This window comes from Novosphingobium sp. TK46 (genome assembly GCF_055361525.1).
In genome coordinates this window covers 3,526,830-3,546,064 of the sequence record NZ_CM143963.1, presented here as the reverse complement: position 1 = coordinate 3,546,064, position 19,235 = coordinate 3,526,830, and the positions used below count along the sequence as shown (strand labels likewise).

General features: G+C 60.9%; 16 protein-coding genes. 4 read left to right on the top strand and 12 right to left on the bottom strand.

The features are described 5' to 3' along the window. Position 1 precedes the first annotated feature (1 nt). Complete coding sequence (gene trmFO, locus ACXJ1Z_RS16955) at positions 2-1,333, top strand: methylenetetrahydrofolate--tRNA-(uracil(54)-C(5))-methyltransferase (FADH(2)-oxidizing) TrmFO (RefSeq protein ID WP_463778258.1); 1,332 nt, start codon at positions 2-4, stop codon at positions 1,331-1,333. A gap of 4 nt (positions 1,334-1,337) precedes the next feature. Here trmFO and ACXJ1Z_RS16950 read toward each other — a convergent pair whose 3' ends face one another. The 5 genes from ACXJ1Z_RS16950 to ACXJ1Z_RS16930 form a co-directional block, all read right to left on the bottom strand. Next, positions 1,338-1,805, bottom strand: coding sequence for an EF-hand domain-containing protein (locus ACXJ1Z_RS16950; protein WP_463778256.1), 468 nt, complete (start codon positions 1,803-1,805; stop codon positions 1,338-1,340). A 36-nt stretch (positions 1,806-1,841) separates the two neighbouring features. Then, complete coding sequence (locus tag ACXJ1Z_RS16945) at positions 1,842-2,486, bottom strand: hypothetical protein (protein ID WP_463778255.1); 645 nt, start codon at positions 2,484-2,486, stop codon at positions 1,842-1,844. 43 nt (positions 2,487-2,529) lie between these two features. Further along, positions 2,530-3,972 carry a pyruvate dehydrogenase complex E1 component subunit beta gene (locus tag ACXJ1Z_RS16940; protein ID WP_463778253.1) on the bottom strand — a complete coding sequence of 481 codons (1,443 nt, stop codon included), beginning with the start codon at positions 3,970-3,972 and terminating at the stop codon, positions 2,530-2,532. Continuing rightward, complete coding sequence (gene pdhA / locus ACXJ1Z_RS16935; RefSeq protein WP_463778252.1) at positions 3,972-5,039, bottom strand: pyruvate dehydrogenase (acetyl-transferring) E1 component subunit alpha; 1,068 nt, start codon at positions 5,037-5,039, stop codon at positions 3,972-3,974. Before pdhA ends, ACXJ1Z_RS16940 begins: the two co-directional genes overlap by 1 nt. A 167-nt stretch (positions 5,040-5,206) precedes the next feature. Continuing rightward, positions 5,207-5,449: an FtsB family cell division protein gene (locus tag ACXJ1Z_RS16930; RefSeq protein ID WP_463781282.1), complete on the bottom strand. Its 243-nt coding sequence runs from the start codon at positions 5,447-5,449 to the stop codon at positions 5,207-5,209. A 321-nt stretch (positions 5,450-5,770) separates the two neighbouring features. On the opposite strand from ACXJ1Z_RS16930, the gene ACXJ1Z_RS16925 reads away from it, so the two are divergent. Together ACXJ1Z_RS16925 and ACXJ1Z_RS16920 are read left to right on the top strand one after the other, a co-directional pair. After that, on the top strand, positions 5,771-6,988 hold the full coding sequence (locus ACXJ1Z_RS16925) for a toxic anion resistance protein (protein ID WP_463778250.1): 1,218 nt from the start codon (positions 5,771-5,773) through the stop codon (positions 6,986-6,988). Positions 6,989-7,141: 153 nt separating this feature from the next. Further along, complete coding sequence (locus tag ACXJ1Z_RS16920; RefSeq protein ID WP_463781281.1) at positions 7,142-7,726, top strand: hypothetical protein; 585 nt, start codon at positions 7,142-7,144, stop codon at positions 7,724-7,726. A 61-nt stretch (positions 7,727-7,787) separates the two neighbouring features. Here the strand turns inward: ACXJ1Z_RS16920 and ACXJ1Z_RS16915 are convergent, their stop codons facing one another. The 5 genes from ACXJ1Z_RS16915 to ACXJ1Z_RS16895 all read right to left on the bottom strand — a co-directional run bounded on the left by ACXJ1Z_RS16915 (position 7,788) and on the right by ACXJ1Z_RS16895 (position 13,332). Further along, positions 7,788-8,648 carry a TorF family putative porin gene (locus ACXJ1Z_RS16915; RefSeq protein ID WP_463778249.1) on the bottom strand — a complete coding sequence of 287 codons (861 nt, stop codon included), beginning with the start codon at positions 8,646-8,648 and terminating at the stop codon, positions 7,788-7,790. A gap of 235 nt (positions 8,649-8,883) precedes the next feature. Next, the gene (locus tag ACXJ1Z_RS16910) at positions 8,884-10,422 is read right to left on the bottom strand and encodes a SulP family inorganic anion transporter (protein WP_463778247.1); all 1,539 of its coding nucleotides are present in this window, start codon (positions 10,420-10,422) and stop codon (positions 8,884-8,886) included. Next, a complete protein-coding gene (locus ACXJ1Z_RS16905) occupies positions 10,419-11,108 on the bottom strand; it encodes a carbonic anhydrase (protein WP_463778246.1) in 690 nt (229 codons plus the stop codon). Before ACXJ1Z_RS16905 ends, ACXJ1Z_RS16910 begins: the two co-directional genes overlap by 4 nt. A gap of 167 nt (positions 11,109-11,275) precedes the next feature. Further along, positions 11,276-12,601 carry an ATP-binding protein gene (locus ACXJ1Z_RS16900; RefSeq protein WP_463778244.1) on the bottom strand — a complete coding sequence of 442 codons (1,326 nt, stop codon included), beginning with the start codon at positions 12,599-12,601 and terminating at the stop codon, positions 11,276-11,278. Then, a complete protein-coding gene (locus ACXJ1Z_RS16895) occupies positions 12,601-13,332 on the bottom strand; it encodes a response regulator transcription factor (protein WP_463778242.1) in 732 nt (243 codons plus the stop codon). Before ACXJ1Z_RS16895 ends, ACXJ1Z_RS16900 begins: the two co-directional genes overlap by 1 nt. Before the next feature lie 319 nt (positions 13,333-13,651). Here ACXJ1Z_RS16895 and ACXJ1Z_RS16890 point away from each other — a divergent pair, with 319 nt between their 5' ends. Then, positions 13,652-14,740: an acyltransferase family protein gene (locus ACXJ1Z_RS16890; protein WP_463778240.1), complete on the top strand. Its 1,089-nt coding sequence runs from the start codon at positions 13,652-13,654 to the stop codon at positions 14,738-14,740. 29 nt (positions 14,741-14,769) lie between these two features. Here ACXJ1Z_RS16890 and ACXJ1Z_RS16885 read toward each other — a convergent pair whose 3' ends face one another. Together ACXJ1Z_RS16885 and ACXJ1Z_RS16880 are read right to left on the bottom strand one after the other, a co-directional pair. After that, a complete protein-coding gene (locus ACXJ1Z_RS16885; protein WP_463778238.1) occupies positions 14,770-15,420 on the bottom strand; it encodes an extensin-like domain-containing protein in 651 nt (216 codons plus the stop codon). 223 nt (positions 15,421-15,643) lie between these two features. After that, a complete protein-coding gene (locus tag ACXJ1Z_RS16880; RefSeq protein WP_463781280.1) occupies positions 15,644-19,219 on the bottom strand; it encodes an error-prone DNA polymerase in 3,576 nt (1,191 codons plus the stop codon). Positions 19,220-19,235 lie beyond the last annotated feature (16 nt).

The window sequence follows — 19,235 nt, the reverse complement described above, 5'->3', positions numbered from 1 at the left end:
GATGACCCATCAGGTTCATATCATCGGTGGTGGGCTGGCGGGTAGCGAAGCCGCCTGGCAATTGGCGCGGCGCGGTGTGCGTGTGCGATTGTCCGAGATGCGTGGGACAGGCGAACGATCGCCCGCGCATCATACCGATGCCTTGGCGGAACTGGTCTGCTCGAATTCGTTTCGATCGGATGATGACGAAAAAAATGCCGTCGGTCTTCTGCATCACGAGATGCGGCGCTTGGACTCTCTGGCGATGCGCGCGGCGAAAAGCGCGCAGGTTCCCGCAGGATCGGCTCTTGCCGTCGATCGCGACGTGTTTTCGGCGGAAGTCGAAGCGGCGCTGGCGGCCCAACCGACATTGGAAATCGTACGCGAGCGAGTTGATGTTCTGCCCGAAGATGGGCTCACTATCATCGCGACCGGTCCCCTTACTGCGGCCGGTCTGGCGAGCAGTATCGGTACCGCGACGGGAGCAGACAGCCTGGCGTTCTTCGATGCGATCGCACCAATCGTGTACCACGAGACGATCGACATGGATGTCTGCTGGATGGCCTCGCGCTGGGACAAAGGCGAGACCAAGGATTATATCAACTGCCCGATGAACAAGGAGCAGTACCTCGCCTTTCACGACGGTCTGATCTCCGGCGAAAAGATCTCGTTCAAGCAGTGGGAGGCGGACACCCCCTACTTCAACGGCTGCATGCCGATCGAGGTCATGGCCGAGCGGGGACTGGATACGCTTCGGTTTGGTCCGATGAAGCCGGTGGGGCTCGATGATCCACGGACGGGCCGATGGCCGCATGCAGTGGTGCAGTTACGGCAGGACAACAAGCTGGGCACCTTGTGGAATATGGTCGGCTTCCAGACGAAGCTGAAACATGCCGATCAGGTGCGCCTGTTCCGCACCATTCCCGGCCTGGAAAAAGCGGAGTTTGCCCGTCTTGGCGGTCTGCACCGTAACACTTTTCTCAACTCGCCTGTCTTGCTGGATCGACAGTTGCGATTGCACACGGCCCCTCACATTCGTTTCGCAGGCCAGATCACCGGGTGCGAAGGGTATGTCGAGAGTGCTGCTGTGGGTCTGGTCGCAGGGCTGATGACCGCGGCCGAAATTGGTGGTCACGCCTGGAACTCGCCGCCACGAACAACCGCCCTGGGTGCGCTGTTGGCGCACATCACCGGCGACGCGGAAGCCGAGAGCTTTCAGCCGATGAACGTCAACTTCGGCTTGTTTCCGCCTTTGCATGACGTGAAGAAAAAGCAGCGCAAGGAGGCCTACACCTCGCGTGCGAAAGACGAATTGGGCGTTTGGGCTACTGCCGAGCCGGTGCTGGTCGGCTGAGCGATCAGCATCCGCATTTCGGCTTGGCACGCACGGGTGGCGCGGTGGTGCGAAATTCCTGCGGCGTCAGGGCCAGATCATGGTTGGCGTCTGCCTGCGCGAACTTGTCGACCGTGGTGCCGGCCCATTCCTCGAAGGTAAGCAGGTTGTTGCCATCCTTGTCGAGATTGCGGAACGTGCCGGTTCGTGTCGACAGTAGCTCATTGCGGGTTATGCGGCCGTCGCTATCGCGATCGTAACGTGCGAACCGGCGCTGTTCATTGGTGAGTTCGACCGCTTCCGGCGGCGACGGACCTTGAAGGCCAGCGACATCCGCCGATGGAAGAACATCGGGTGCGGCTTTCGCCTTCTTGGGTTTGCCCGGCAGCGGCGGTGGAGCGCCCTGCTCTACTTCGGCCCGTCCTTGCAACCAAAATAGCCCGGCAGCGACGAACAATAGCGCTGCAAGAGCACCCAGTACGATACGATTCAATGACTTGCCCCCTTGTCCCGGGGAACTAGCAGGCCATCACAGACCCAGCAATCCCAGCTTCACCGCTTCGAGCATAGCCGCCGGAGAGGACGCGCCGTCCTCCCTTCCCGAGCGCCGGCGACGTCTGGACAGACCCGCAAGAACGCGCAGCGGCCGTAGTGGCCGGCTGACACGCGGAAGCTGACGCGGAAGCATCTCGGCCAGCGCTACCGCCGTCGAGCGTTCGTCATCCCGACCAAGCCGCATCGCCAGATCCTCCAGCGCCCAAACTTGTCCCAATTGCCGTGCGGCTTCCCGATCCAGGGACGAATGCAAGACGTCGGCCAGCGCTGCCGCTGCGGCGCCTCGTCCGTCGGCAAAGGCTTTGAGCGATGAGGCGGCCAATGGTGAAGGCGCGGTAAGGGCTTCCCAAGCGTCGACGAGCGCGGCTGCCGTCGGCGTCGCCTTGTTCCAGCTGCGCAGCGTTGCCAGGATCGGCTCGCCTTGCGGCCATTGCGCGGGCTGCTGGCTGATCGCCTCGCGCCACCAGGCCAGACGTAGCTGCGCCAGCATCGGTTCGGTCGAGCGCCGGATCAACGTCGCCAAACGCGCATCGAGCGCCAGCAGTGCCAGCGTCGGTGCTCGCGCAGGCGCAGGTGCGTACACCAGCGCCAGGCGAGCTAACGACGGCAGTGTCGCCAAGAGGGCTTCGTCGTAATCCCGATCGGCGGCGACGGATTCAGGGCTAGCGATAGCAGACCTTCTTCACCGCATCGATCACCTTGGGAACATCGATGAGCGCGGCCTTTTCCAGATTGGCGGCATACGGCAGCGGCACGTCTTCGTTGTTAACGCGCAGAACCGGGGCATCGAGATCGTCGAAGCCCTGCTCCATGCAGATCGCGATGATTTCCGACGCGATCGAACAGACAGGGAAGCCTTCCTCGGCGACGACGAGGCGGTTGGTCTTCTTTAGACTTGCCAGAACCGCAGCTGTATCCAGCGGCCGCAGCGTACGCAGATCGAGGACTTCGGCTTCGATGCCCTCGCCAGCGAGTTGCTCCGCCGCCTCCAGAGCGACACCGACTCCGATCGAGTAGGACACGATCGTCACGTCCGTACCTTCGCGCATGACGCGCGCCTTGCCGATGGGCAGGACGTGGTCATCGAGTTCCGGAAGCTCGAAGGAGCGGCCATAGACAAGCTCGTTCTCCAGGAAAACCACCGGATCTTCCGAGCGGATCGCCGCCTTGAGCAGGCCCTTGGCATCGGCAGCGTCGTAAGGAGCAATCACGATCAGGCCCGGCACGGAGGCGTACCAAGGACCGTAGTTGTGGGAGTGCTGCGCGCCCACGCGGGACGCCGCGCCGTTGGGACCGCGGAACACGATCGGACAACGCATTTGCCCGCCGGACATGTAGTTGGTCTTGGCGGCGGAATTGATGATGTGGTCGATGGCCTGCATAGCGAAGTTGAAGGTCATGAATTCGACGATCGGCCGCAGACCGCCCATCGCGGCGCCGGTGCCAATGCCGGCGAATCCGTATTCGGTGATCGGTGTGTCGATCACGCGCTGCGGCCCGAACTCTTCCAGCAGGCCTTGAGTTACCTTATAGGCACCTTGGTATTCGGCGACTTCTTCACCCATGATGAAGACGCGGTCGTCCCGGCGCATCTCTTCGGCCATCGCATCGCGCAAAGCCTCGCGGACAGTCGCGCTCTTCATGTTGACGCCGCGCGGGATCTCCTTCGAGGCAGCAGGCTTTATGTCGCTGCCGAGCTGGGTCGTGCCGGTTTCAAGCTTGTCGCCAGACTTGCTTGTCCCTGACTCATCAGCCTTCATCTTCTGTTCGGGCGCCTCCGTCTTTGGTGCCTTTTTGTTTTTGGCGGCATCCGGCTGTTTCGTGACGTCGCTGGCCGCTTCTGGTGCGGGCGCAGCGTCCTCATCCTCACCAGACATGACGGCGATCACGGTCCCGACCTTCACACCCTCGGTGCCCTCGGAGATCATGATCTTGCCGATCGTGCCTTCATCGACGGCTTCGAATTCCATTGTCGCCTTGTCGGTCTCGATCTCGGCCAGGATGTCGCCCGAGGTCACCTGGTCGCCTTCCTTGACCAGCCACTTGGCAAGTTTGCCTTCTTCCATGGTCGGGGAAAGCGCGGGCATCTTGAGTTCGATCGGCATCAGTATGTCTCCACCAGCACGTCGGTGTAGAGTTCGGGAGCCTCGGGCTCAGGCGAACTCTCGGCAAAATCGGCGGCATGGCCGACGCTGGTACGAACGCGCTTGTCGATCTCCTTGAGGCTTGCTTCGCTAACGCCGATTTCCAGCAGTTCCGTTTTCAGGTGTTCGATCGGATCGCGTTTTTCACGGATCCCCTGCACTTCCTCACGCGTGCGGTACTTGGCCGGATCGGACATCGAGTGGCCACGATAGCGGTAGGTGTTGAGTTCCATGAGGACGGGCCCATTACCGCCGCGCACATGCTCCAGGGCGATTTCCGCTGCCTGGCGAACCTCGAGAACGTCCATGCCGTCGACTTGCATGCCCGGAATGCGAAACGCGGTACCGCGACGATGGAAATGCGTTTCGGCTGACGAGCGATTGACGGCGGTACCCATCGCATACTGGTTGTTCTCGATCACGAAAATGATCGGAAGCTTCCACAAGGACGCCATGTTGAAGGCTTCGTACACCTGGCCCTGGTTGGCGGCACCGTCTCCGAAATAGGCCAGGGTCACCCCACCATCACCGCGATACTTATGGGCGAACGCCAAGCCGGAGCCGAGCGGAACCTGCGCACCGACGATACCATGTCCACCATAGAAGCCATGTTCGACGCTGAACATGTGCATCGAACCGCCCTTACCCTTCGAGATGCCCGATTGACGTCCCGTAAGCTCGGCCATGATGATTTTGGGATCGATGCCATATGCGAGCATGTGGCCGTGATCGCGGTAGCCGGTGATGACCGAATCCAGACCCGCCTTCAATGCCGACTGCAGGCCGACGGCCACCGCTTCCTGACCAATATAAAGGTGACAAAAACCACCGATGAGACCAAGGCCATAAAGCTGTCCAGCCTTCTCCTCGAACCGACGTATCAGCAGCATCTGCTCATAGAAGTGCAGCAGCTCCTCTTTGCCGGCCTTGTATCGTCGATCTGCGGCCAGTGCGTCTGCCAGGCTACGCAGCGCGAAACCTTCATCCTGATCGGCGGTATCGGGCGGTGACGTCTCTGCGTTAGGCAACGGCTAATTCCTGGTAGCTGCGAGTCTGATCAGGGATATAGGTTCCCCTCGCCGCCAGAGAAACCCGTCGAGCCGATTTAGCCGCATGGCAGCAGCGCTTTGTCACCATGCGAGCAAACAGCCGCGACCGGCGCACCTGCTTGGGTGCTAAATCGCCCAAGCCTGTCTCAGGGCTGCTTGGGCAACAGCATGACCATTTCGTCGGGATGAGCGACGTTGAGATTGCTGCGCAGCAGTTCACCGGCAAGGTCGGGATCGGCATGGCGCGGATCAAGCAAGGCAACGCGATTGCGCAAGTGTTCGCGATCGGCTTCCAGCTTCGCAATCTGTTCCTGCTGCTGATCGAGCAAGCGCTCGTTCTCGTTCCAGGCGATGAACCCGCTCGGCCCAGCGACCACGAAACCGGCCATCAACAGCAAGGCCCCAAGCGCGCCCAACTGAAGCCCACGGTCGCGTACGAACTTTGGTTCATGTCGATATCTGCGCATGCTGATAATCCAACCACGCATTCGCCAAAACTTCAACAAAATAGGGCCGTAACGGCGCTGGTTCATGCGCATTGACCATGAACTTGCGTTTCCACCGCAAGGTCCGACAATCATTCATCAGATGCCGAATACGGAGGGCTGCTTCACGATGGTCCGACCGGTGCAAGGTGGCTATCGCTTGTGAATCGATCCGTGCACCCTAGGTTCTGCACCAATGACACAGCGAGCGGAGCTTCGCAGACAATGACAGCGGCAGGCAACACGGCAGCGATCGACGAACTCAAGCTGGTCCCACCCGATCCCGTACCCGTCGTCGCGCCCGAGCGGGCCGCCGGGTTGGTCCCGGTCGACGAGGCCTCCAAATCGAAGCTTGCAGTCCGCGTCACGCAATATGTCGACAGCCTGATCGCGCAGGATGCCAATTCGCCCGAGTTCGGCAAGCGCGTGGATGAGATCACCAACATGGGCAGACGCGAGATTGCCGAGGCTTCCGGACAATCGAACCGCTTCCTTGATCGCCCTGTGCGCGCCATGGATGGCACGAGCGGGGTCGGCGCCGATCTTGCCGAGCTGCGACGGACGGTGGAAGAGCTCGATCCCTCGCGCCGCGGCAATCTGCTCGCGCCCAGGAAATTGCTGGGGGTGATCCCGTTCGGCAGCAAATTGAAGAACTATTTCGACAGCTACAGCAGTGCGCAGAGCCACATCAGCGCGATTCTGGCGCGCCTTCAAGGCGGCAAGGACGAACTGCTGATGGACAACGCCGCCATCGATGTCGAGCGAACGAATTTGTGGAAGGCGCTGGGCAAGCTTGAGCAGATGATCTTCATGTCCAAGGCGCTCGACACCGAGTTGGAGCAGCGCGCAGCAGATCTGGACGCCACGGATCCCGCCAAGGCCAAGGCCATCCGCGAAACCGCGCTGTTCTATGTTCGCCAGCGCACACAGGATCTGCTCACCCAGATGGCGGTCTCGGTTCAGGGTTATCTGGCGCTCGATCTCGTCAAGAAGAACAACGTCGAGCTGATCAAAGGCGTTGACCGCGCATCCACGACTACAGTCGGCGCCCTGCGAACCGCAGTGACCGTTGCGCAGGCGATGACCAGCCAGAAGCTGGTTCTGGACCAGATCACCGCCCTCAACACAACCACCGCCAACATCATCGATGCCACCGGGCAGATGCTGAAGGACAATACCGCCCGCATCCACGAACAGGCAGCAGGCGCTACGATCCCGCTCGAGACGTTGAGCCGCGCGTTCCAGAATATCTATGACACGATGGACTCCATCGACAGCTTCAAGCTCAAGGCTCTCGACAACATGAAGCAGACCGTCGACGCGCTCGAAGGCGAAGTAGGTAAGTCGAAAGCCTACATCGCCCGGGCGCAAGGCCAGGCAGATGCCTCCGCGCAGCCGGCCGGGGGCAACGGTTCCAAAGGGCTGCTGGAGACACTGGACTGATCCGTCATGGCTTCCGATACAGGTAGGTCCGCTCTTGAACGACGCCCCGTGCCGCTCGCCCTCCTGCGAGAAGCCCGACGGCAGCGCGCTGCCCGCTTGCGGCGTGCCCGTCAGAACCGGTGGCAGTGGCGGTTGCGGCGCCTGCGTCGTGCAATGTTGGCGGTGACCCTGCTGATCGTAGCGACGATCGGCGCGGGACTGGTGCTTCCCGGCGGATTGCCGGACAACCTGTTCCTGCTGGCGGTGCTTTTGGGCTTCGTGATCTTCGTCTTGCTGTCGATCTATCCTGCCACGCCACGCGCCCAGATCAAGGACGTCGAGCAGGCCGACTTGCCCGAACTCGCGGCGACGACCGAGTTGTGGCTGGAGGGCCAGCGAAAGGCACTGCCGCCGCCGGCTCTCGACGCGATCGACATGATCGGAGTACGCTTGGAGCAGCTTTCGCCGCAGCTCGAGACACTCGATCCGATGGCGCCCGCTTCCCATGAGGTGCGTAAGCTTTTGGCCGAGCACTTGCCCGGCCTGGTGAGCAGCTACACACGTATCCCGTCGTCACTACGCATGAGCGAGCACGCGGGGTCTACGCCTGCGAAGCAGGTCACCGAAGGTCTGCATGTGATCGCCAACCAGATCGAAGCGTTGTCGCTGGATCTTTCCCGCAACGATCTCGACGCCCTGGCCGTGCGGGGGCGCTTTCTAGAGACGCGCTATATCGCCGCTCCGCAGAACGACGGTTAAGGGCGACTTCTTGCTCGCAGTATCAGGTGCCGGATCCCGCCTGGGCCCGGCACCTTGGCGATCAGAACGAAGCGGTCAGCGTGCCGAGCACGGTGGAGCCGGCGATCGAACCGGTCCCATCCTGCCCGCGCGAAAAGCTTGGCTGCAGATAGGCGGATTCGCGCTTGCCGATATCGGTGTCGATGTAAGCCACGCCGACCGTGAGAGGCGTCTTGGGGATCACGAAATCCACCCCGAGCAGCCAATCCCAATATTCGCCGGTGGGCGCAACCGAGGTGGCGAAGGGGCCAAGACCCTTGTTGCCGTTGGAGTACCCGATGTGTCCCTTGAGGGTGAGTCCGGTGTTCGGGATGCCGCCGGCAAAATCGCCCCAGAGATAAAGGTTGTCGTTCTTGTCGCCCGGATCGGTGTAGACGCCGTTGGCTGCGGCCAGACCGTCGGCATACCAGGCGCCGAGTGCTTCCTGCTTGGGCGCATAGGCTACACCGGCGGTCAGCGAAACCGGACCGGCAGTGCCCGACAGCTTTGCATAAGGCTCGATGAAGTCGGTGTTGTTGAAGCCGCCCGGGTACATGTACCAAGTCGCGCCAACGTCGATCGTGCCGCCACCGCCGATGGGTGCCTTGAAGCCTGCGATCAGGTCCAGCTCCATGTTCGAGCCGCCGAAGGTGCCCCAGCCCGCGAGGTTCGAGCCCCAGGTGCCAACGTAGATGCCGCTTTCATGGCTGACGGTGATGCCGCCTTGAACCGCGAGATCCTTGTCACTCTGGGAAACGCCGCGGAAGCGATACTCGCTTGCGATGCCGACACTGCCGGTCACGGTTATGGGACCGGGAGCGGCCTCCTGCGCCAGCGCGGGGCTGGCGGACGCAAGACACGCTGCAGCAAGACCGGCCACGCCGGCCAGAAGTCGCATATTCATAATGGAACACCCTCATGTTGTTAATCGTGTTCCGCCCTGCGCTGCAGCGTTGAAGCGCGCTTCGTGGCGGCTCCATTTCGCTGCAGTGCAGCACTCATAACAAACGCCAGGGGTCAGTCAATCATCGTTGACCGCGACAGTGTGACATGTTGGTATCAGTGCCTACAGAAAAGCCCGCGACGGCTCTTGATCCGCCGCAGGCTCAGTTCTGGGGCCGCTTTTACTACGCAGGAACTTACGTTGCAGCCTGAAGCGGCTGAACGATGTACGCCGGGCCGGTTATGCGATCATGCTGACCAAAATGACGGCGGCGGTTGATCCATTCGGATAATGTCTCGGCCGTCGTGTGATCCATCCCTTTGACGTTATCAAGATCGAGATGGATCGCGCGGTCCACGGACTGTTTTTCCAGGATCGCGTTCAAGCGAGTCAAACCGAGGAAGGTTGCTGCACCAGACAATTCGACGCGGGTCGATCCGCCCTCGTCATGTTCGCGAACGCGCAGACGAATATCGCGAAAATGCGGCAAGACCTCAATAAGGGAAAGGCCGAGACCGACCAGCACCCCGGTCAGCAGATCGGTCGTGATGACAAGCATGAACGTGACGGCCCAGATTGCCGCCGGCAGGTAGCCGTGCGCCTTGAACAGGTGCTGCACATGCTTGAGGCTCACCAGCCGCCAGCCTGTGACGACCAGCACGCCGCCAAGCGCCGCCATCGGCACCTCGCGCAGGATCGAGGGTAGCAGCGCGACGAAACCCAGTATCCATGCGCCGTGCAGCATCGTCGAGAGGCGGGTCTTGCCGCCGGCTTGAACGTTCGCCGAACTGCGCACGATGACGCCCGTCATCGGCAATGCCCCGAACAAACCGCACAGGAAATTGCCGACGCCCTGGGCTCCAAGCTCCCGGTTGTAATTGGTTCGTACGCCATTGTGCATACGATCGACGGCAGCCGCCGAGAGCAGCGTTTCAGCGCTCGCGATAAACGCGATTGCCAGTGCCGCGACGATCAGTGACGGTTTAGCCAGCGGCGCGAACCACGCGGTGCTCGTCGGCAGACTGAACGCAGCGCTCAAGGACACCGGAACCTCGATGCGGGCAACCTGGGGGCCTAACGCCCATGCGACCAGCGTGGCGGCAAGCACACCCAGCAAGGCGCCGGGAACCAGGCTCATCGATTTGGGACGCAGCTTTTCCCATCCCAGCATCACGGCGATGGTGAGGATGCCTAGGGACAGGGCGATTTCGGTGCTGGATACGTCCGCGAAACTCAAACCGAGTATGCGGGCAGGCATCATGGCCATGTTGGCCAGGCCGCTCGACATCGGTTTCTCGTCAAACAGGATGTGGAACTGGCCGATGACGATCAGCGCGCCGATACCGGCGAGCATTCCATGCACCACGGCAGGACTGATGGCGCGGAACAGACCGCCCAGCTTGAGGCTGCCCGCAATAAGTTGGAGCACGCCGGCAAGCAGCAGGACCGGGCCCAAAGCTTCGAGGCCGTTTTCACGAACGAATTCGAAGACGATGACGGCGAGCCCTGCCGCTGGCCCGCTGACCTGCAAGGGCGACCCGGCCAGCAATCCAACGACGATCCCGCCGATGATGCCGGTGACCAGCCCTTTCTCAGGTGGCACGCCCGAAGCGATGGCGATGCCCATGCACAGCGGCATAGCCACGAGGAATACGACGATCGACGCCGTAAGATCACTCGTGAAATGGGCGAAAGGGCCGGTGCGACCTTGATCACCAGCGACGGGGGCGATCATTCTGCAGCTTCTGCCAAGGCGTATCCGGCGCGGGTACGAGCGGGAATGGCGACCGGGAGTTCCGCATCCTCAGCCAGGGGCACGAATTCGCCCGTATTGCCGTCCAGGCCGAGGATCTGTCCGGCTGCGATATCGACGAACCAGCCATGCAGCGCCAGTTCCCCGCGCGCCATGGCCGCGGCGACCGAGGGATGGGTACGCAAATGATTGAGCTGCGTCATAACGTTTTCAAGGCTTATGGCGCGAACGCGAGCATTACCTTCAAGATGCGGATGGCAGGTGCTGACCACGGTCTGCGCAGCGGCGCCATGTCGCAGCCACGCAGCAACGTTCGGCATGGCTTCGAGCCCGACCGGATTGCTCAGGGCCTTCATCGCGCCGCAATCGGAGTGACCGCAAACAATGATATCGCGGATACCAAGGGCCACAACCGCATATTCTACGGTCGAGGTCACGCCGCCATTCTGGGTGGCGTATGGTGGGACGATATTGCCGGCATTGCGGCATACGAACAGATCGCCTGGCGCCGCCTGCATGATCTGCTCTGGCACGATGCGCGAATCCGCGCACGAGATCATCAGCGCCTTTGGCTCCTGGCCGTGCGTCGAAAGTTTGTGGAACAACTCGCTGCTGGCGGGAAAGGTCGTCTTCGCGAAGTTGAAGACACGGCCGATCAACTCGTTCACGGTAAATACCCTTATATCGTTGTCGCGAGCATGGCGGGGGACGCCATGATTGATCGAAAACGATATCGGCCCTAGCTGTCCCTACGCGTTCGTTTATGTGACGAAGCCTTGCCCACCATCGATGTGGCGCGCCTCGTGGCTTGCAGGTTCGGGTTGTCAGCCTCAGCTCAATCCTGAGGAAGCGGCAAGCGGATCGTCGCGCAAAGTCCGCCTTCCGCGCGATTGCGCAGGTCGAGCGTGCCGTCTTCCGCTTGAACCGCCTTGCGGACGATGGCCAAACCCAGGCCCATCCCGGCAGTATCTCGCGCCCGGGCCGTATCGAGGCGAATGAATGGCTGCAGGGCGTCGGCGATACGGTCATCGGGAATACCGGGCCCGTCATCCTCTATCGAGATTACGGCGAAACCGCCTTGTCGGCGCACATCCACACGAACGTTGCCTCCATAATGGATGGAATTTTCAATGAGGTTCGACAGCGCACGACGGATCGAAACAGGCCGCACCCGGATTTCCAGGCTGGTGACACCGGTATAGGTCGCGTTCCCACCATGATCGGCTACGGTATCGACCAAGGTTTCCGCCATCACCGCGACGTCGATACGTTCCTGCTGGATCGATCGGCCGTCGCTTTCGACGTAGGCCTGAATGGATTCCAGCAGCATCCGCATCTCATCGATATCGTGTGAAAAGCCCTTGCGCAGATCGGAGTCGAGACTCTCGTCATCCAGCCGCAGCCGCATGCGCGAAAGCGGTGTCTTCAGATCGTGCCCAATCGCCAGCATGGTCTGCGTTCGATCGGTCAAGGTGGCGTGGATGCGCTCCTGCATCTCGTTAAGCGCGCGTATCAGGCTGCGCAGTTCGTCCGGACCGCCTTCAGGAACCGCCTTGCGCGGCCCCGTCCCGAGGTGGCTGGTAGCACCGATCAGATTGCGCAGCGGCTTGAGCGTGGCGCGTAACAGTATCCAGCCCAGCCCGATCAGCAACACCGTGGGGAGCAGAGAACTTACGATGCGCCCTATCGTCAGCTTCCAGGCCGCATTCGCATGCGTATGGAAACGCAGGACACTTCGGTCAGCCAAGCGGATCGAGCCACCGATGTTGTCTTTTCCGGGAACCCCTTCGAGATGAAGTTCGGGGTCGCCAAGAGCCAGTTCCGGCTCGATCGAGACGACTTGCGCCCGCAGTCCCGCGAGATCGAGCGGTCTGCGGGCCGGACGCTGCGACGGATCAACCTCTAGCTGGAATCGCTCGGTGCTAAGAGTCTTGGCAACGGCGACCCGTTCGCTGGATGGTGTGCGTTCGAGCGTACGGGTCGCAAGCACCAGGGTTTCGGCGATACGTTCGGCATCGTCACGTCGCAGTTCGAACGAATTCACGCGTTCAAACAGGAACGAGTTGGCGACAAAGTCGACGATGAGCACCAGTACCAGGACTGCCAGCAATCGTTCCGGCAGGCCCAGCTGGCGGATCATGGCGACAATCCGCTGCGCCATCAGCCGCGCTTCACCTCGGACTTGAACATGTATCCCACCCCGCGAACGGTGACGATCGGCGCGTCACAGCCACCCGCCTGCAGTTTGCGGCGCAAGCGGCTTACCAGCACGTCGATGCTGCGATCGGAACTGTCACCGATGCGCGCGCGCGACAATTCCATCAGCCGCTCACGACCCAAAACGCGCTGCGGATAACTCAGGAAGGTCAGCAGCAGGTCGAATTCGGCTCCGGTAAGGTCGACAATCGCACCGCTGGCGCTGCGCAACTCCCGCCTTGCCAGGGATACCTGCCAGCCATCGAACGAGATGATGTCGGGCGGGCGGCCATCGCTGGCGATGTCGCTCCCGGCTTCGGTGGTACTGCCCCCGCGCCGCAAAACGGCGCTGACGCGTGCCGCCAGCTCACGGGTGCTGAATGGCTTCACAAGGTAGTCGTCGGCACCCAGTTCCAGGCCAAGGACGCGATCCTCCTCGCTGCTGCGCGCGCTGGCGAAGATGATCGGTATGTCGTTTTCCCGGCGCAAGCGCCTGAACAGATCGAGGCCACTGGTGCCTGGCAGCATGATGTCCATGACGATCAGATCGACTGTGCTGTCACGCAAGGTAATCCACATCTCCGCGCCTGTCGCAGCGGTAAGGACGTGAAATCCGCTCTGCCGAAGGGCACGGGCGGTGAGTGTACGCAAGGCGCCATCATCCTCGACGAGGAGTATGGTATGAGGTGATGTCATCAGCTTCCTGCCGCTTTGAAATCTTCGAGTTTGTCGATGGGCTTCATTCGCACTGCCGCGGCAATCTATCGATTCCGCTTTGTGGCGCGATGATGATTCAGCTTCCGGAGAACCAACAATCGTGGGTCGAAGTAGTTGGTTATCAGGCAATGAGCACTCATATCTGGCCACGGCGCGTTGATGTAAATCAGTTTTTACACGTCCGGTTACGAACCAGCAATCCCTGAGCAGTCAGCATGTCGGCCGTGCTTCCGGTTCCCTACAAACCATTTCCGAAGGTCCGACTGACCTCCTTATCGCTCCAAACTGGCGCTGATGGTTGCTGCACTTCAACTGTCCGCGTGCGAGCCATACCCGCGAAGCGATGGCGGTTCGTCGTACACCACAAGGGCAAAGTTTGGAAAACGCGCGTCAGGACGTTCGTGTTGTCAAGCCCCGCGATGCGGCGATCGACTGGATGCGCGCACTATCGATATTGTATATAGTCGGGTTCTGGCATCTCCACGATCACACGGGCTTTCTAACTTGGTACAAGGCTCCGGGTTTTGCTCGCTTGACCGTTTTCGCGCTCGCACTCTTTGTTCTGATTTCCGGCAATCTGGCTGGGCGGGCAGGCCAGCAACTCACACCGACAGCCATCGTGGATTACTACAGGCGGCGGCTCATCCGCATTTATCCGCCCTATCTGCTTGCGCTGATCGTATTCACCGTTCTCAAGTTGAGTACGGCTGCGTTTGTCGCGTCGGCCCTGATGCTGACCATGTTCGTGCCGCCGCCACCGCCGACCTTATGGTTCATGACCATGATCGTGCTGTTCTATCTGGTCGCCCCTTTCCTTCTGGCCATGGCGAAGCGTCCGCTTGCGCTGATCCTGATCGTCTCGCTTGTCTGGATCACGCTGTTCGCGCTCGATCGTTTCGTGACCGACATAGAGGATCGCTTGCTCATCTATCTGCCGGCTTTCGCCGCCGGGATGTTGACCGCCAATCGCGGCTCTTCACGCAAGGTCATCTGGCTTACCGTGGCGGCGCTGATCTCGGTGGCAGGCTATGCGCTTTCGCTGGAGGGGCCAAGGTTCCTACAGGATCAGTCGCTGTGGATGGCGCCTTGGGCAACGGGAAGCGCAGTGTTCGTTTTCATTGCCTTGAGTGGCGGTTTACCAAAATCGCGGATCATCGAGGAACTCAGTTTGGGCGGGTTCTTCCTCTACCTCTTCCATCGACCGATCTTTGTTGTTCTGCTGAAGCTTGTCAGGCCAGAAACGGCCTTGCAGCGTGAGCTTCTGCTCGTGGGTGTTGGGCTGCCGGTGGCGGTGGGCTTCGGTATCGCAGCGCAGCGAACGTACGATTGGATAATAGCCAGACTTTCGCACGGCCGTCGCTCTGCCCAGCAGCCGCTCGGCGCGTAAGGGCGACAGCGCGACGTCAGCCCAAAGGATCAGCGGCAATAAGACCAGCCCATGCCGCCGCGAACGGCCTGATCAAGGTGGAGGTGGTCGGCGTGCGCGGCGTTGTAATCTGGAGAGAGTACGGTCGCGAACTCGCCGCAAGCGGCATCACGAACAGCGTGGAGGAAGGCTGCGGTCTTGTCGCTGGCAGGCCAGTCTCTCCGCACGATCACGCGACGGCCATCCTTCAGCCTGAAGGCGGCGATGTCTATGGCGTTACCCGTGGCATGCTCACTCCAGGTGCCGCGTTCACCCCCGCCGATGCGCCGGCAGTTATTGGTGCCGTAGTGTTCCAGCGATGCGACGGGCGAGCCCAGGATGGCTCGGGCTGCGGGTTGGACGCCATGGCGCAGCCAGCGCACCATCGCAGCATCCACGGCGCACGTCGCCTGCGCACCCGCGGGCCTCAGGACCAAACCAAGCGAACGATCATCCGACAGGACTTGTCGATCATCCCGCCGGCAGGTGCCCTGCCCGGCTGGCGCCAGCACGGTGAAGGCGATGCCGCTACGGCGCAGAAAGTCTCGGCAGGTTGAGGTGTCTGCGCGCAAGGTCGCAATCTTCGATCTGGCACCCCAGCCATCTGGCGTATCCTCGAACGACAGTGGAGCCCAGGGATCATAGCGCGGATGATCGTGCACCCATGCGCGTCCACCAACCAGGACTGTCAGTATAAGCAGGCCAGCAAGAAGCCAGGTGTCAAAGATAAATCGCACAAGGCAGCAATGCCCTCGGTCACGTTTAGCTGCCAAACCGGTGGTCAGCACCGGCGATCAACAAGCGAAATGCCTGTCCCAAGAGGCGCTCAGTTTGTGTGCAGTGGGATAAACAAAGCCGGGGCACGACACGCGAGCAAACTCCAGCCTAGTGGAAATCACGTGACTTGGGAATCACGCGCACGTCTCGGGGATGGCCTTGGTGAAAGCCGCATTCCCGATTTCCCGGTCCCGGTGGTGTCCACTGATCGTAATCGATCGGTTTGAACGGATCATCTTTGCCTTCGCGAAGGTTGTCACGTGGCCCCCACTTACTGGGCAGCGGATTGTTGCAATGGTCCGCGCGCGCGATGGTGGTGGGCAGCAGATCTTCGGACAGGCGGTGCAATTCGTGCGTGGCGTCGGTCATGTGCGCGGCAATTACGTGGATCACTTCGTCATCGTACTCGACCCGGCCGCGTACTTCCATCAATCGCGCGCCCATGACGACGCGCCGCTGCTTCTCCTTCAGATCGGGCCAGATGACGAGATTGATCACGCCGGTCTCATCTTCAAGCGTGATGAAGCAGACACCCTTGGCCGAACCCGGCCGTTGCCGGATCAGCACGACGCCAGCGACCTGAACCATGGTGCGGAACTTGCGACTTCGCAGGTCGCATGCACGCACGAACCCGCGTTCCGCCAGGCCGGGCCGCAAGAACGCGAGCGGATGTGCCTTCAGGCTGAGGCGCTGTGTCTGGTAATCGGCCACTACTTCTTCACTCAGCGGCATTTGCGGCAACTGCGTCTTCGCGCGTTCATCTCCCTCATCGCGAGCATCGGCGGCGGCGAACAGCGGCAAGTCCGGCCCGGCGATCAGGCTGCGTGCGTTCCACAAGGCCTGTCGTCGCGATAGAGCAAGCGAACCGAACGCATCCGCCGCGGCCAGCCGTTCGATCAAAGGCGGGGACACCTTGGCGCGTGCCTGCAATTCCGCGATATCGAGAAACGGCCCTCCCTCCACACGTGCACTGACGATCCTGGCGGCGGCGGCTTCGGGAAAGCCGTCGATCTGGCGCAATCCCAACCGCAGGCCGATGTGTCCGTCCGGCCTGCCGCTATCCTTGAACGACAGGTCTGCAGATGTCTTTTCAAGCGTACAGTCCCACTCGCTGGCGTTCACATCAGTGGGCAAGACAGGGACGTGGTGTTCCAAGGCATCGCGCACGATCTGCGCGGGCGCATAAAAGCCCATCGGCTGGGAGTTCAGCAGCGCACAACCGAAGGCAGCCGGAAAGTGGCACTTCAACCAGCTTGAGACATAGACCAGGTGTGCGAAGCTTGCCGCATGGCTTTCGGGAAAGCCATATTCGCCAAATCCCTTGATCTGATTGAAGCAACGTTCTGAAAAGTCGGCATCATAGCCGCGTTCGATCATCCGGCTGACCATCCGCTCCTGCAGCACGTCCAGCATGCCGCGCGATCGGAATGTTGCCATAGCCTTGCGCAACTGATTGGCCTCCTCACCCGTGAACTCGGCGGCATCGAGCGCGATTTTCATCGCCTGTTCCTGAAAAATCGGCACACCCAGCGTACGACTTAAGATAGAGGATAGTTCGTCTGGAGGGCCATGCTGCGGCGATGGTCCAGGGATGACCACCTGCTCACCGCCTCTACGGCGCTTGAGATAGGGATGCACCATGTCGCCCTGGATCGGCCCGGGACGCACGATGGCGACCTGGATAACCAGATCGTAGAACTCGCGCGGTCGCAATCGCGGCAGCATGTTCATCTGCGCCCTGCTTTCCACCTGGAATACGCCCAGCGAGTCGCCCTTCTGCAACATCGCATAGACCTCGGGATCCTCGCGTGGAACCGATGCCAAGTTCAAGCAGCGGTCGTGGTGGTTTTCCAGAAGATCCAGACACTTGCGGATGCATGTCAACATGCCCAAAGCAAGGACGTCTACCTTGAGAATTTTAAGCTCATCGATATCGTCCTTGTCCCACTCGATGAAGCTGCGCTCCGGCATGGCGCCATTGCCGATCGGTACGGTTTCGATGAGCGGGCCTTGGGTGAGGATAAAGCCGCCGACGTGCTGGCTGAGGTGCCGCGGCATTCCGATCATCTGCTCGGTCAACTTGAGAACGCGCTTTAAGTGTGGATCGGTAACGTCCATGCCGGTCTCCGCGACGTGCTTGTCGCCGATCTCGGTGCCCCAACCGCCCCAGACGGTCCGCGCAAGCGCAGCGGTAACGTCTTCGGTCAGACCCATCGCCTTTCCGACCTCACGGATCGCCATGCGTGGTCGATAGTGAATGACCGTGGCGCAAAGACCGGCACGCTTTCGCCCGTACCGACCATATATGTACTGGATCACTTCTTCGCGTCGCTCATGCTCGAAATCGACGTCGATGTCCGGAGGCTCGTTGCGCTCTTCGGTAATGAAGCGATCGAACAGAAGGCTGTGGACGGCGGGATCGACCGAGGTGATTCCCAAGCAGTAGCATACAGCGGAGTTCGCCGCCGAACCACGCCCCTGGCAAAGGATCGGCGGTTGGCAATTTCTAGCAAAATCAACGATATCCTTGATCGTCAGAAAGTACCTTGCGAGCTTCATCCTGCCAATGACGCTAAGCTCATGGACTATGCTGTCATGGACGTGCTCCGGTACGCCATCGGGATATCGGCGACCCGCACCGTCCCAAGTCTGCTTCACCAGATATTCTTGAGGATCCAAGCCATCGGGACATATCTCGGTCGGGTATTCGTACTTCAGGTCTTTCAGATTGAACCTGCAGGAATCTGCAACCGACCGCGATGCAACGATCGCATGTGGCCATCGGGCGAACAGATGGACCATCTCGTCCGGCGACTTCAAATGGCGTTCCGCGTTGGCTTCGAGCAGCAGCCCTGCGCCAGCCACCGTCGTCTTGTGACGGATCGCCGTCATCACGTCCTGCAGCGGCCGCCGCTCTACCGCGTGATAGAGCACATCGTTGGTCGCCAGGATGGACAGTCCGTTCGCTCTGGCCATTTCGTCGAGCTTTTCGATGCGGGCCAGATCATCACCGACATGCAGATAGCTGGCAGCAACGTGCTTCATGGTCACAAGTCGGCCGGCAAGTAGCGGGAGTAGACCGCGCAGGTCATCTGAATGCGTGGTTAGATCGAAAGCCTCGGTCGCCACCTGCGCGGTGCCGGATGACTGATCCACCGGACGCAAAGGCATGACATTGCTCTTGATCTCGATCGTGTACCTGATGGCCAGATCGCGCGGGGGCACAAGTATCAGGTGCAGGTCTTGCGCATGGTCGGCGAGCATATCCAAGGAGATCTCGCACACGCCCTTTTGCTGCCAACCACCTGACAGCGTGCCCATTCGTCCGGCAGAGATCAGACGGCACAATCGCCCGTAAGCCGCCCGATCTTGAGGGTAGGCAAGGAAAGCGAAGCCTTCGACCGTCTCGATGCGGCAACCAATGACAGGGCGCAACTTCACCCTCTGAGTCTCGGTGTGGATGCGTACCACGCCGGCAAGAGAATTGACGTCGGCGATGCCGATCGCATCGTAGCCCAGTTGATAAGCGCGCTCTACCAACTGCGCTGCATCGGACGCGCCGCGCAGGAACGAAAAGCAACTGGCCATGCCAAGCTCGACAAACGGCGCTGTCGTCGGCTCTTTGATCAGGTCCGGATCTATCGAGATCCGCCTGCGGTCTGGGGTGAGCGGCGCTTCGGGCATGATAATCAGAACACTG

What these genes read in the sequence shown, in the direction of transcription:
- ACXJ1Z_RS16910 (WP_463778247.1), bottom strand. Translation starts at nt 10,422, where the DNA reads ATGATCGCCCCCGTCGCTGGTGATCAAGGTCGCACCGGCCCTTTCGCC.
- ACXJ1Z_RS16940 (WP_463778253.1), bottom strand. Translation starts at nt 3,972, where the DNA reads ATGCCGATCGAACTCAAGATGCCCGCGCTTTCCCCGACCATGGAAGAA.
- ACXJ1Z_RS16895 (WP_463778242.1), bottom strand. Translation starts at nt 13,332, where the DNA reads ATGACATCACCTCATACCATACTCCTCGTCGAGGATGATGGCGCCTTG.
- trmFO (WP_463778258.1), top strand. Translation starts at nt 2, where the DNA reads ATGACCCATCAGGTTCATATCATCGGTGGTGGGCTGGCGGGTAGCGAA.
- ACXJ1Z_RS16915 (WP_463778249.1), bottom strand. Translation starts at nt 8,648, where the DNA reads ATGAATATGCGACTTCTGGCCGGCGTGGCCGGTCTTGCTGCAGCGTGT.
- ACXJ1Z_RS16880 (WP_463781280.1), bottom strand. Translation starts at nt 19,219, where the DNA reads ATGCCCGAAGCGCCGCTCACCCCAGACCGCAGGCGGATCTCGATAGAT.
- ACXJ1Z_RS16920 (WP_463781281.1), top strand. Translation starts at nt 7,142, where the DNA reads ATGTTGGCGGTGACCCTGCTGATCGTAGCGACGATCGGCGCGGGACTG.
- ACXJ1Z_RS16925 (WP_463778250.1), top strand. Translation starts at nt 5,771, where the DNA reads ATGACAGCGGCAGGCAACACGGCAGCGATCGACGAACTCAAGCTGGTC.
- ACXJ1Z_RS16900 (WP_463778244.1), bottom strand. Translation starts at nt 12,601, where the DNA reads ATGGCGCAGCGGATTGTCGCCATGATCCGCCAGCTGGGCCTGCCGGAA.
- ACXJ1Z_RS16930 (WP_463781282.1), bottom strand. Translation starts at nt 5,449, where the DNA reads ATGGCCGGTTTCGTGGTCGCTGGGCCGAGCGGGTTCATCGCCTGGAAC.